Genomic DNA, 13,800 nt, shown 5'->3' with positions numbered 1-13,800 from the left:
ACTTTTAAAAGTGGCATTTTTTTATCTAACACAATTTTACTATTCTTTAAGCATAAAGCTTTTCATTTCAAAATTTTTAGTAACACCATCTTAAATAAAGGAACGTCGGTCTACTAGCAATGCTAATACATCACGTAATAGTAAGCATTAGGTCAAAAACGACTTTATTCATTCTATTCATACAGACCATCTAAAACATACACGCTTTAATCAATTTCCCATGCACTAGTACCCGCGGCAGATAAATTGGCTGTATTTTTTCGTAATACTTTATTACCCACATTGATAGATGACTCTGGGCGGCTAACCAAATACCCTTGCACAGAGCTGACCCCCATGCGTTTTACAAGCTCAAACTGTTCAATTTCCTCTACGCCCTCTGCCACTATTTTAAGCCCCAGCTTTTGACCTAATTCGCTGATGGTATTAAGAATGTCATTGTACTTTGGACTTTTATCAGCTTGAGAGATAAACGAGCGATCTATTTTTATTACATCGATGGGTAAATCAGCTAATGTACTTAATGAACTAAAGCCGGTACCAAAGTCGTCAATCGCAATCGTCACCCCTTCAGCGCGAAGTCGCTCAAGCTCTTCAATCATACTTTTACTGGCTTTAATAAACGTAGATTCCGTTATTTCTAACATTAAAGAATGTGATGGCAGCCCTGTGTTTTTTAGATTTTTCATTATCCAATCGTACACTGAGCGATGTTTTAATTGCACGCCTGATACATTAACCGAAATTTTTACTTTGCGCATACCCGCATTATGCCATGCCGCCATTTGCCTGCACGACTCATGCATAATCCAATCGCCGAGCTCTAAAATAAGGTTAGATTCTTCAGCAATAGGAATGAACTCAGCCGGTGAAATCATCCCTTCTATAGGGTGCTCCCAACGTGTAAGCGCTTCGAAATAATCTATCATGCAGTCTTCTACATGGACGATAGGTTGAAACGATAAGTAAAAGTCTTTACACGCCACGGCCAAACGCAGCTCTTCCAATAGATAATGATAACGGCGCATTTTATTACCCATTTCTGGGGAGTACACTTTAAAAATGCCTTTACCGTCGCTTTTTGCACGGTACATTGCCACATCCGCTAACTGTAATAGTGCTTGTGGGGTTGAGGCGCTCTCTGGGTAGGAAGCAATACCAATACTGGCACTAATTTTGACTATTTTGTTACCCAGCACAAAGTCTTTCTCAAGCTCACTGAGTACATGCTTTGCAATATCAACCACTTTATTTTCGTTATCAACTGACTCTATGAAAATCGAAAATTCGTCTCCACCTAAACGAGATAAATTTTGCTCTAACTGATTAGCCGAATTGATATTGCTTAGCTTATGGTGACGTAATACATTAGCTAAGCGTGTAGCTACTTGTACCAAAATTTCGTCACCAAAACTGTGACCAAATGAGTCATTAACTTGTTTAAATCCGTCTAGGTCAATAAACAGCAGCGCACACTTAAGATCCTCCTCATCATTAAAATTAATTTGCCTATCTATGTGCTCAATATAAGCATGACGGTCAATAAGCAAGGTTAATTTGTCTTGGCAGATACTTGTTTGTGTTTGCTTTAAATAGTTAGCTACGTGAATATTTAGGTTGTTTATTGATTGGCTCAAATTGCTAAGCCCCGACGAGTTGTCGTGTTGGGGTTGAAGGTTAAAGGCAACAAGCAATTGATTAGCGCTGTTATTAAGCTTTGCTATTTCACGTTGATAAGAGATTTTTTTACGCTCTTTACGAATAATTGTAAAGCCCACAAACAATACCATACACACCAAAATAAAATTTATTGGCGATGTTAAAGTCATTAGTATTAGTTTTGTGGCATTTGCTGCAATAAATTCAGTATCAGTAGTTTTGACTAATAAAAAATCGGCAGAGGGCTGGTGTATTAAATAGTGCCCGTTGAGCATAGGGTTATACCAAGGCGCCATTTCGAGCGTTGTATCTGCAATATCAAAGTGGCGTAAATCTATGTCAGGGTTGAATAAATTAATGCGGTTAATTTGGTTTGTTAGTTCAATGTTTAAACAAAAGCAAAACAAGATAAATACAAAAAAAATGCTGCCTAAGGGTTTAAATTTATTCATCAATAAAATCCATCTAAATTACTTATCCTATAAACCCGTTACTAAAAGGCGATTATATCGCCTGTTTTTAGTACTAAGCAAGCCATAGTACAGTCCTTATGTATTAAAATTTTTAGAACCGTACTCAATAAGAATAATTTAATGCTTAATAATTAAGTAATTATAGAGTGTGATGAATAAAAATAAACCACTTTGTTAAAGTTACATATTTTGGCTTAATAACTTATAGCTGCCATGCATAGCTCACTTTTGTAAAAAATGTGCGTTGATCTCTTTCAACGTGTTGTAGGGAGTCGTCTTGGTAGCTTTTATCTGAATAGCCTAAATAAAATAATGTTTGAGCATTAATTTTGTACGAGTAAACTAATTGGCTACCATAGTCTTTATTAATGTGGCTAACTTGGTAGTAGTAGGCGTCTTTGTTTCTATCAATGTCTTCAAATTGCAATATAAGCTTGAGCATAGCGCGCATGCTAAATTTATAATAAAGCCTAAAGTCTAATAAGTTAGCGGTATAAACTCGCTCCCCTTGCGGGTTATCTAAAACGCTGTAGTTATGCGTAGCGTCTACTTGCCAATGATCGTTTATATCCCACGTAATTTGCGTTTGCGTTGCATACGAATCGCCAATTTGCTCATTAGCGTAATCAATGCGGCTGCCATACTCACCATAAAACGATAGCCAAATATTATTTTTAGGTTTAAAGCCTGTGTATACAAAGCCAATATTTTGATTATAAAAAGCATCATTATAGTTTTCATAACGGTGCAGTAAGCCAATTTCAAAAATAGACTGCTTTTGCCCTTTTAATGTTATAAACCCTTGGTATTCTTCCTCAAGTAGGTCGCCATTTTGCGCCCATGTTTTATCCCAATCAGCCTCATAAGACCATGACGTCAATAAGCCTGACTCATCCGCATACCAGGTTTGGCCGCCCCCAAAGCCTACGTTCTCATAATCTACTTTTTCTTGATAACCTAAGTCAGTGCGATAGTCTTTACCTACTTTTTCGTAGCTAGCAAACAAATTGTAGTCACGTTTATCACGGGTAAATTCAATAGCGTACGCTTCATCAGATTGAGTTTTAGATAAGTTATAGTTACTTTTTAAAAAATCAGAGTTTTTAGAATCGGTTGTAGCTACTTGGTAGGCCAGCAGATCTGTTTGATTAAACCAATAGCTGCCATCAACAGAAAGCACTGTATTGTAGTAATCATCGCTTTCGCGGTGGGTCGTACTTAGCCCGATAGTGCCTTGTTGCCCAATATCGTATTGATAACGCGCCGCTGCTGCATGGGTTTTATCCTCTAACATTGCAAAACCGGAGCCTTGATTTGTAGGCAATAAAATAGTGCTATTATTGTCATCGGCATACATAAATGCATAGCTATGTTGCCCTGTTTTACCTGTTAATTTTGCCCCAACTTCAGGCTCTGCAATGGTGCGGGTATACAATAGCTCAAACAAACTGCTTTTAAAGTAGGATGCGCCATCTAAAAAAAACGGCCTTTTTTCTGCATAATAAATTGAGTACGTGGTATTTACATCAAGGGCTAATGCATCACTTTCTATTTGCGAAAAGTCGGGGTTTATTGTGGCATTAATTACAGCATCTTGTGTAACCCCCCAGCGTAAATCAAGCCCCGCTTCGGTGTCTATATCGCCATTATCCCACTGCCCTGGCAAGGTAGGTTTTGAATCATTTCTGAGCGCCGTAAGCGTGGGCGTTAGTTGCAGATTTTTGCTGGCTTTTATATTTTTAAAACCATTTAATTTATCAAACTGACATAAACTGCATTTTATATCTCGGTCAAACCCCATGTTTGAAAGCTGATACAGTACATCACGTTGATAATTTCGCATAAGGGCAAAGCCCCATGTTAAATCTGTTTTATTTTCAGGAAATCTCAGCGCTTTAAAAGGTATGCGCATTTCAACCACATACCCTTGGTCGGTAATTTGTCCAGCACTATCCCATATTGCATCCCAAGACGGATCTGATTGCCAGCCATCGGTGTCGCTCATTCGCGTATCACCTTGCGCACCCAGTGGGTTTACATAAAATTCGTAAGCTGAACGTTCATCGTTAAAAGTATCGATAATTAAAATAACCGTATCATCTTGCCAAAGCGTATCTCTGTCGCGAAGTGACGCAGTAATTTCGCTCGGTTGTGGATCTTCGGCTACAAATGCAACATATAAGTTGCTGCCATCTTCGTACATGTAAGCATCGGTTTTAACCGGTGGGGTGCCCTTTTCGTTAGGCTCATCTTGAAATGCTACAGGGATTAAAGTGGCATTCTGCCAGTGGGGCTCATCCAGTACGCCATCTACAGTAATATCTGCATTTATATGTACAAGAGAATGCTGCTGTTTTTCACTGGCATAAAGGTGGTTAGAAAATAAAAGTGCAATTAAGAAGGGAAATAAAGCACTGCATTGTTTTTTTATAATTATTAAGTACTGCATAAACATCCATTTAGACGTGTTTACCCTTTAAAGGTAAACTTATTTATGCAGTGTAATTTAAGTCTGTACATTTGTTAATAGCTTGATACTAAAAACAATCGCTTTTTTAACTAATTAATATTAAAGGCTTAATTTGAAAGCTAGGTTTCGATTAATTTAAGCTTATTAGCCACACCATTCCAGCTATCGGCATCAGCAGGCGCCGGTTTTACTTCAACAATGCGTGGCCACACTAATGCAAGCTCAGCATTAAGCTCGGTAAACTCTTTTTGGTCTTCTGGCAGCTCATCTTCTTGGTAAATTGCTTCAGCTGGGCACTCTGGTACACATAACCCGCAATCAATGCAATCTATAGGGCTTATTGCTAAAAAGTTAGGGCCTTCATAAAATGCATCTGCTGGGCACACTGCCACACAATCTGTGTATTTGCATTTAATACAGTTTTCGGTGACCACAAACGCCATAATAGTTTAAACCTAGTAATTAATTATCTGAAGCGCGGATCATACCCAACCCCTTTAAAAACACAATAAATATGTGCCATCTGTGGTCAATTTAACGTAACATATGCGCCCTTAATGTATAGCCATTACGTGCCCTACACTTCTTATTGTGAGCGGATACTATTACCGCTAAGACACCTAAAAGAGATAAAAATGATACGTTTAACTGAAATAAAGCTGCCGCTTGATCATAACGAAGACGCTATAGGCCAAGCCATAGTTGATAAATTAAAAATACAGCCAGCGCAGCTACACAGCTACAATGTGTTTAAACGCGGGTACGATGCACGTAAAAAAACGGCTATTTTACTTATTTACACCCTCGATATTGAAGTAGACAACGAAGAAACGCTTTTAAACGTATTTGCAAAAGATCAGCACGTAAAACCGGCCCCTGATACTTCATACAAATTTGTTGCTCAAGCCCCCGCTAACCTGACTGAGCGCCCTGTAGTAATAGGCTTTGGTCCGTGTGGACTATTTGCAGGCTTAGTGCTGGCTCAAATGGGTTTTAACCCTATTATTTTAGAGCGCGGGAAAGAAGTACGCGAACGCACCAAAGACACCTTTGGCTTTTGGCGTAAACGTACCCTCAATACAGAGTCTAACGTACAGTTTGGCGAGGGTGGCGCAGGTACATTCTCAGACGGCAAACTATACAGCCAAGTAAAAGATCCAAAACATTATGGGCGTAAAGTTATCACCGAATTTGTAGAAGCTGGCGCACCCAGTGAAATTCTATATGTAAGCAAGCCGCACATTGGTACATTTAAACTGGTTACCATGATTGAAAAAATGCGCGCGCGTATTATTGAACTTGGTGGTGAAATCCGCTTTAGTACCCGCGTAGACGACATTCATATAGATGACGGGCAAGTAACCGGCTTAACGCTTTCAAACGGTGAAAAATTAAGTACCCGCCATGTAGTACTTGCTGTGGGACATAGCGCACGCGATACCTTTAAAATGATTCACGATAAAGGTATTTACATAGAAGCAAAACCATTTTCTGTGGGCTTTAGAATCGAGCACAAGCAATCGATGATTGATGAGTGTCGTTTTGGACCTAACGCGGGTAACCCCATTTTAGGCTCTGCTGATTACAAGCTCGTTCACCATTGTGATAATGGCCGCACCGTTTACAGCTTTTGTATGTGCCCAGGGGGAACCGTTGTAGCCGCCACCTCTGAGGAAGGCCGGGTAGTAACAAACGGTATGAGCCAATACTCTCGTAGTGAGCGCAATGCAAATAGTGCTATTGTAGTAGGTATTACACCTGAAAAAGACTTCCCAGGTCACCCGCTTGCCGGCATTGATTTGCAACGTAAACTAGAAGAGCAAGCCTATGCATTAGGCGGCAGTAACTACGATGCACCAGCGCAGTTAATTGGCGACTTTTTAAAAGGAAAAGCATCGGGCGATTTAGGTGATGTACAGCCCTCGTTTACACCCGGCATAAAGCTCACCGATTTAGCAAATGTGCTTCCGCAATTTGCTATTGATGCAATACGCGAAGCCATTCCAGCCTTTAATAAGCAAATCCGTGGTTTTTCAACTAACGATGGGTTGTTAACGGGGGTAGAAACCCGTACATCTTCACCTATTAGTATCAAGCGCGATAAAAGCTTCCAAAGCATAAATACTAAAGGTTTATACCCAGCGGGTGAAGGCGCAGGCTACGCAGGCGGTATTTTATCTGCCGGTATTGATGGTATAAAAGCGGCTGAAGCCGTTGCACTCTCAATGTTAGAAAACGCTTAAACCACATTTAAGTTGTTTACCGAAAAACCTCACTAAATGAGGTTTTTTTGTTTAAACCTTGAGTTAAACTGAGGTATAAAAAAACCTGAGTAAACTCAGGTTTTTTTATAAGAACAGCACTTTGTACACTTACTTTTTAAGGGTAAGTTTGGCGCCTTTTAAGCTTTTACGCACATTTGAAATACGTGAACGATTTACCGCACGTGCTTCGCCTGTTGCCTGGCCTGTTGGCTTGTTAGTACGGCTACGACGTAAATGCGCAGGTTTTTTACCTATTTTATCAATAAGTACTTCACGGCTACTTACTTCATAGCCCTCTAAGTAAACACGCTTAATTTTTTGGCCAATTAGCGACTCTATTTCAAATAAGGTGTTTTCTTCTTCGCGGCTTACAAACGAAATAGCTTGGCCTTGATTACCAGCACGACCTGTACGGCCAATGCGGTGAACGTAATCTTCTGCAAGCCATGGTAAATCAATATTAATGACTCGTGGTAAGCCTTCAATATCAATTCCACGCGCTGCAACTTCGGTAGCTACTAAAACACGTACTTTGCCTTCTTTAAATTCACGAAGTGCACGTCGGCGATTACCTTGCGATTTATCACCATGACATACGGTAGCAGGAATACCATCAAGGTTAAGCTCTTTAACCAGCTCATCCGCTGTTTCTTTCATGTTTACAAACACAAGTACCTGTTGCCAGTTCTTTTTACCAATAAGCTCAGACAATAGCTCTTGCTTGCGGCGCTCTTCAACAGGGTAAACAACATGCTGTACCGTACTTGCTGTACTATTAGTTTGATCAACACGTACAATTTCAGGCTGCTTTAATACTTTAGATGCAAATTGTTTAATAGCCGCAGGGAACGTAGCTGAGAAAAGTAAAATTTGACGTTGCTCGTCACAACTTTTAATCACACTTTGCATATCTTCAATAAAGCCCATATCAAGCATACGGTCGGCTTCATCTAGTACTAAGTGTTTAACGCTTGCAAGGCTTACATTACCTAAACGTATATGATCAAGTAAACGCCCTGGGGTTGCAACTACCACATCTACACCGTCTTTAAGTGCATTTGCTTGACCTGCGGTATTAACACCGCCAAATAAGCTCACTACTTTTAAAGCGGTATGTTTTGCATAGGCTTTAAAGTTATTTGCTATTTGCTCTGCAAGCTCACGTGTTGGCGCAAGCACTAATGCGTGCGGAGCATTGCTTGTGCTTAACTCAGATTCAGTTAATTTTTGGATGATAGGTAAAGCAAACGCTGCCGTTTTACCCGTGCCTGTTTGGGCACTTGCTAAAACGTCTTTACCTTTACGAACAGCTGGGATTGCTGCACGCTGAATGGGCGTAAGGGTGTGGTAATTAAGTTCGTCTAACGCCTGAATAAGTTCAGGGGAAAAACTAAAAGATTTAAAATTCATGCTGTATAACCTGCGGCCACATTTATCAAGGGTCGCAAATTATACAGCAAAAACGCGTCAACAGTTAGTGATTAGTGTTTATAAATACAAACAAAACGCTAAGAAAGTATAAGCACATCATCGTTATTTAAAACGTTAGCTTTATTGCCCACAATATCATCAACGTTAAGCTCGTTTATTAAGGCCTCGCCTTGTGCTTGTTGCTCATCGCTCAGTGGCACATACGGTAATCTAAATACGGGATTTACCGCGCCGGTCATCATCATTGCGGTGTTTATTGCAATCGGGTTTGGCTCGCAGAATAGCCAGTTCATTAAAGGTTGTAATGAGGTATTTAACGCATCATTTTTAGTATCCATTAACTGGCGGAACAGCCCAGGTATAAGGTTAGATGTCACCGATATTACACCGTGCGCTTTATGTGTGTGGCGTGCATCGTGCGCTTCGTCATCATTACCTGACCAACACGCAATCCCCTGCTGCTCGTAATGGGCAATACGCTCGTTACCACCACATTCTTTTATACCAATTAAATTAGGGTGTTTTGCTAATGGCTCAATAATATCTGGGGTTAAATCTTGCCCTGTGCGCCCTGCTACGTTGTATATAAACGCAGGGCCAATATCGAGCACACGTTTAAAGTGCTCTTTAACGCCAGCAATAGACGTACGGCCGTAATATGGGTTAATTTGCAGCGCGGCGTGCATACCGCTTGCAAAGCCGTACTTAGTGGCCTTAATCGCTTCGCGGGTATTATTGCTACCTGTATTCCCTACAATTAACAGCTTATCGCCATATTTATTAGCACTGTGCGCGATAAGCATTAAATGCTCTTCCCAGTTCATTAGCTGGCCTTCGCCGGTTGTACCACCAACCACGATGCCATCTACACCCGCTGCAATTTGTATTTCAACGAGTTCATCGTACTTTGCTAAATCTATATCACCATTGGCTAAGTATGGGGTTTTAATGGCGGTAATTAAGCTTGCTTGTTTAATTTGTTCTAGGGTGCGCATAAAAATTCATTATTTATAAAACTTGCGCTATTTGTAACATACTTGCACGCATTTTTGCAGGCCTAAGCGAATAATAAACGTAAAATGGCTTGTGTTATTTAGTTTGATAATACAAAATACAAACACTGTACACTTAAACAGTACTTGTATTTTTAACTTTAAGCGAGCCATTATGCGTTTATCTGACTACTTAGCCACTCATTTTTATAACACCGATGAGCTTTGCCATGCTTTAAATATTGATGCCGAGCAACTAGATACATGGCAGCAGCAAAGTATTTTTCCTAAACCAAGTTATTGTATAAAAAGCCAATTAAGTTGCAGCTCGTACTCTGGTTTGTATGAATGTGAAGAATACGATGACTATTACCCGCGCGGCTGTGTGAACTGGGGGCAAGGGCTAATAAAACAAAAAATTGAATCCTCTAGTAATGCTTTTAATTACTTTGCACAGCAGTACACGGCAAGCCTGAGTAAACTTGCCCAGCAAGGCTTTAGTTTTAATGAAGAATTATTTGGCTGCGAAATAGATGAGCATTTACAGCAAGTGTGGCAACAGTTTTTATGCAGTAAATATGGCGTACTGACACAGAACGGTTTAATTGATGAAATAGTATGTGTTGATATAGGCCGCCTACTGGTTGACGATATAACCGAATTGCGCACTAAAGGAAGTTTAAATCAACAAGATCGCACCCAGCTTCATCCCGCGATGAAATTACTTAATAAAGCGTTAGGCCACGGCGCCGAACATGAAAAGCAGCACACACTGCGTGCCCGTTACATAGATGCACTTATTTTAAAGTACGATTTATCTATTAAATAAAAAACGGCAGTGGTTTTAATACGAGGTGGGTATTTAAAAGATTAGGTAACGCAAATGGCGGTGTATGATTACGCCGCCACTGTATTTAAATATATAAACAATGACTTAGCTTATTCTAACCGATAGATTTGTACACATCTATGTTACTGCTGGTCACTAACCCCGTTACTTGCGTACCAAAGGCTTTGAAATGTGGCTCATTTTTATGCGCTTCAAAATGCTCATTAGAAGCCCACTGCTCACTGACTAAATAAGTCGTGTGATCATCATCATTTTTAACCGATAACTCGTAACGCAGGCAACCCACTTCTTGACGTGAATACTTTTGCAGGTTTTCGAGCGCGGTCAATACGACGTCGGCATCGATATTTTTGCTCGCTATAGTGGCAATTACCGTTAACATACGCAGTCCTTTTTAAAAAATAAAGGTGCAGCTTTACTGCACCTACTATCATATTGCATTTGTGGTTATTGGTCCCACTGTGGCGCAAAATCAGGCGTTGCTTGGCGGTCGCCACAATCAAGGCTGTCTATACGGGCAATGTCCTCAGCATCTAACTTAACATGGTCGTTAAAGTTATCTTCTAAGTTTTTACGCTTAGTTGATGATGGTATGGTGGTCATACCGTTGGCATTAATCCATGCAATAACCACTTGCGCAGGTGATGCATCATGCTTGTTTGCAATATCTATAATGGTTTGATCTTTGAGCACTTTACCAACTACAAATGGCATATACGCTGTAACATGAATGTCGTGCTGATCACAAAAAGCGCGTAGTTTTGTATTGGTTAAATAAGGATGCACTTCAACTTGGTTAGTAAATATTTCACGAGAGTCGAGTGTCTGCATTGCTTCTTTTAAGTTGGCAATAGTAAAGTTAGAAACACCAATGTGCTTTGTTAAACCAAGCTGTTTAGCTTTTAAAAGCTCCGTTAAATACTCACTCATAGGCTCATCATTTGAAGGCGCCGGCCAATGAATAAGTAATAAATCAACAGAGTCTACTTGTAACTTTTCTAGTGACTTTTCAACGCTGGCAATAAAGTCAGTTTTGTTAAGCTTGTTGTTCCACACTTTGGTGGTTAAAAATATTTCGCTGCGCGGAATATTGCTGTCTTTTATGGCTTGCCCTACTTGCTCTTCATTACCATAAATTTGCGCAGTATCAATATGACGAAATCCTACTTCTAACGCCATTTTTACTGAATTGTAGGCGGTGTCGCCCTCTAAACGGAATGTTCCCATGCCTAAATCTGGCATTTCAATTACACGTTGTGTCATGGCTCTATCCTTATAAAATAATCGGTTAAAAAAACAAGCTCTGTAGCTTTACGAAATACACCTTTTACTTCTATTGTGTTGTCATTTGAAAATCAATGACCTCAATATAGGTAATGAGGCCATTAATTTAAGTTTCAACCTTAACAAAAGATACTTTATGCTTGCTGAATTTCACGTCTATCAAGCATGCCACTGTAATGGGTTGCAATTAATGCTAAAGCGGAAATTGCTGCGCCAATCCAAGCGGTATCTTTAACTGACATGCCCTCTACTACGCTGCCACCAATAATTGAGCCCAGCGCAATACCAATATTAAACGCCGCTATGTTTAAGCCCGATGCGACATCTACTGCATTAGGAGCATGCTTTTGCGCCTGTTTTACGACATAAAGCTGTAAGCCCGGTACGTTACCAAACGCAAAGGCACCCCATACTAAAATAGTCAGTACGGCCGCCACTTTTGATTCCATCGTAAAGGTAAATGCCAATAAAATAATTGTTAACGCGCTAAATATAATACTCAGTGCGCTAATTGGGCCGCGTTTATCAGCCAGATTTCCGCCCCAAATATTACCAATGGCTACCGATACACCGTAATACCGATACACCGTAAACCAGCATGATTAAGCCAATCGCTGAAGAAGCAAAACCTGTTTGTTGCTCTAATATAGGTGCTAAGTAAGTAAACGCAGTGAACGTGCCGCCGTAACCTAAAATTGTCATTAAATATACGAGTAATAAGCGCGGCTTTACAATAACCTGAAGCTGTTCTTTAAACGTTGCAGGAATAGACTGTTTTGAGTTTTTTGGCACTAAAATAGCGCTACTAATTAACGCGATTAGACCCAGTACCGACACCACTAAAAACGTTGCACGCCAGCTAAAGTGCTGGCCAATCCAAGTACCCAATGGCACACCCGTCACCAGCGCCACAGTAAGTCCGGTAAACATGATGGCAATAGCGCTGGCTTCTTTATCTTTACTCACCAAGCTTGTGGCAATCATAGAGCCAATTGAGAAAAACACCCCGTGCGCTAAGCCTGTTAAAATACGCGCTAGTATTAATGTTTCGTAACTGGGCGCTTGCCATGCAAGTAAGTTACCTACCACAAATAAGCCCATTAAGCTTATGAGTACAATTTTACGGTTCCAACGCCCGGTTAGTGCAGTCAGTACCGGTGCACCAATGGCAACCCCAACTGCATATAAACTAACTAGCAAACCCGCTGAAGGTAGGCTTACACCTAAATCGTTTGCAATAGTTTGCAATAGTTGGCACTAATCCCACTATTACAAACTCGGTTGTTCCTATTGCAAATGCGCTCAAGGTGAGCGCCCACAAAGCCAATGGCATAATTAAATCCTCATTATTAGTTAAGATCTACAGTTTGACTAAAAATGTGTTTGCAAAAAATAGCATTAGTGACAAAATACTTTTGTAATTAATGCAAAAGTAAGGTGCTCACGTTTGGCTCAACATGCAAAGACCGAAGACTTAGAAATGTTTTTAACGGTAGTAGATAGCGGCAGTTTCTCGGCAGCTGCTAATTTGCTTGATCAGCAAGTAGCCAAAGTGTCGCGGGCTGTGTCTCGCCTTGAAAACACATTGCAATGTACGCTGTTAAATAGAACTACTCGCCGATTAGAGCTAACCGAAGAGGGCCACACCTTTATTAAGTATGCCCGTGATGGCTTGAACACCTTACAAACCGGTAAAGAAGCCATAAAGCTTTTAAAACAAGCCCCCAGTGGAAAATTACGTATTGATGCAGCAAGCCCTTTTGTACTTCACCAATTGGTGCCTTTAATTGCTGAATTTAATCAGCAATACCCTCACATCACGCTTGATATAACTTCCCACGACAGCATTATTGACTTGCTCGAACATAAAACAGACTTAGCAATTCGTATAGGTGAATTAAAAGGCTCTAACCTACATGCTAAAAAGCTCGGCGTAAGTAAATTACATTTAGTTGCAAGCCCTAGTTACCTTAAACATACACCGGCTATTTCGCGAACCAGCGACTTAAAGCAACATAGACTCATTGGCTTTACCGACTCGCCTAAATTAAATAACTGGCCGCTAAAATCGCCCACAACTTTAAATTTTGGTTTAACTGCCAGTAGTGGCGAAACGGTACGCCAGCTATGTTTGGCAAATCAAGGCGTGGCGCTGCTTTCGCACTTTATGATTGGTGATGATTTAAAGTCAGGCAAGCTAATAGAAATACTGCCAGGGTCTATCAGCACACCAAACAACCGCGAAATTGTGCAAGCGGTGTATTACAAAAACAGTGCTGTATCGTCGCGTATAATGGCTTTTCTAGACTTTATAAAAGCACTGCTCAGATTATAAGTGACGTTTTTAAGCCCAAGGGCAGTATAACTAACACCCTTA

10 protein-coding genes and 1 pseudogene are annotated in these 13,800 nt (G+C 40.4%); 3 read left to right on the top strand and 8 right to left on the bottom strand.

The features are described 5' to 3' along the window. Positions 1 to 206 precede the first annotated feature (206 nt). The 3 genes from CWC17_RS10665 to fdxA all read right to left on the bottom strand — a co-directional run bounded on the left by CWC17_RS10665 (position 207) and on the right by fdxA (position 5,045). Complete coding sequence (locus CWC17_RS10665) at positions 207 to 2,111, bottom strand: putative bifunctional diguanylate cyclase/phosphodiesterase (protein ID WP_055013708.1); 1,905 nt, start codon at positions 2,109 to 2,111, stop codon at positions 207 to 209. A gap of 223 nt (positions 2,112 to 2,334) precedes the next feature. Beyond that, positions 2,335 to 4,581 carry a carbohydrate binding family 9 domain-containing protein gene (locus CWC17_RS10660; protein ID WP_138612834.1) on the bottom strand — a complete coding sequence of 749 codons (2,247 nt, stop codon included), beginning with the start codon at positions 4,579 to 4,581 and terminating at the stop codon, positions 2,335 to 2,337. Positions 4,582 to 4,721: 140 nt separating this feature from the next. Then, positions 4,722 to 5,045, bottom strand: a complete 324-nt coding sequence (gene fdxA / locus CWC17_RS10655; protein WP_029774458.1) for a ferredoxin FdxA — start codon at positions 5,043 to 5,045, stop codon at positions 4,722 to 4,724. A gap of 192 nt (positions 5,046 to 5,237) precedes the next feature. Between fdxA and CWC17_RS10650 the strand changes: the two genes are divergently transcribed. Continuing rightward, positions 5,238 to 6,845, top strand: coding sequence for an NAD(P)/FAD-dependent oxidoreductase (locus tag CWC17_RS10650; protein ID WP_138612833.1), 1,608 nt, complete (start codon positions 5,238 to 5,240; stop codon positions 6,843 to 6,845). Positions 6,846 to 6,974: 129 nt separating this feature from the next. Here the strand turns inward: CWC17_RS10650 and CWC17_RS10645 are convergent, their stop codons facing one another. Then, positions 6,975 to 8,276, bottom strand: coding sequence for a DEAD/DEAH box helicase (locus CWC17_RS10645; protein WP_138540180.1), 1,302 nt, complete (start codon positions 8,274 to 8,276; stop codon positions 6,975 to 6,977). A 98-nt stretch (positions 8,277 to 8,374) separates the two neighbouring features. Continuing rightward, the gene (gene dapA / locus CWC17_RS10640; protein WP_138540181.1) at positions 8,375 to 9,292 is read right to left on the bottom strand and encodes a 4-hydroxy-tetrahydrodipicolinate synthase; all 918 of its coding nucleotides are present in this window, start codon (positions 9,290 to 9,292) and stop codon (positions 8,375 to 8,377) included. A 172-nt stretch (positions 9,293 to 9,464) separates the two neighbouring features. Between dapA and CWC17_RS10635 the strand changes: the two genes are divergently transcribed. Continuing rightward, positions 9,465 to 10,118 carry a DUF6058 family natural product biosynthesis protein gene (locus CWC17_RS10635; RefSeq protein WP_138612832.1) on the top strand — a complete coding sequence of 218 codons (654 nt, stop codon included), beginning with the start codon at positions 9,465 to 9,467 and terminating at the stop codon, positions 10,116 to 10,118. A gap of 115 nt (positions 10,119 to 10,233) precedes the next feature. Here the strand turns inward: CWC17_RS10635 and CWC17_RS10630 are convergent, their stop codons facing one another. From CWC17_RS10630 to CWC17_RS10620, 3 genes and pseudogenes are all read right to left on the bottom strand, one after another. Further along, positions 10,234 to 10,521, bottom strand: coding sequence for a putative quinol monooxygenase (locus CWC17_RS10630; protein ID WP_138612831.1), 288 nt, complete (start codon positions 10,519 to 10,521; stop codon positions 10,234 to 10,236). Between the two features lie 65 nt (positions 10,522 to 10,586). Then, positions 10,587 to 11,402, bottom strand: a complete 816-nt coding sequence (gene dkgB / locus CWC17_RS10625) for a 2,5-didehydrogluconate reductase DkgB (protein WP_138612830.1) — start codon at positions 11,400 to 11,402, stop codon at positions 10,587 to 10,589. Between the two features lie 155 nt (positions 11,403 to 11,557). Then, a pseudogene (locus CWC17_RS10620) lies at positions 11,558 to 12,756 on the bottom strand (MFS transporter). Positions 12,757 to 12,870: 114 nt separating this feature from the next. Between CWC17_RS10620 and CWC17_RS10615 the strand changes: the two are divergent. Next, positions 12,871 to 13,758, top strand: a complete 888-nt coding sequence (locus CWC17_RS10615) for a LysR family transcriptional regulator (protein WP_138612829.1) — start codon at positions 12,871 to 12,873, stop codon at positions 13,756 to 13,758. Positions 13,759 to 13,800: the final 42 nt, after the last annotated feature.

It is taken from the genome of Pseudoalteromonas sp. S3785 (genome assembly GCF_005887365.1).
Taxonomy (GTDB): Bacteria; Pseudomonadota; Gammaproteobacteria; order Enterobacterales; family Alteromonadaceae; genus Pseudoalteromonas.
The sequence above is the reverse complement of the archived record's forward strand: the minus strand, read 5'-3'. Positions and strand labels throughout refer to the sequence as shown.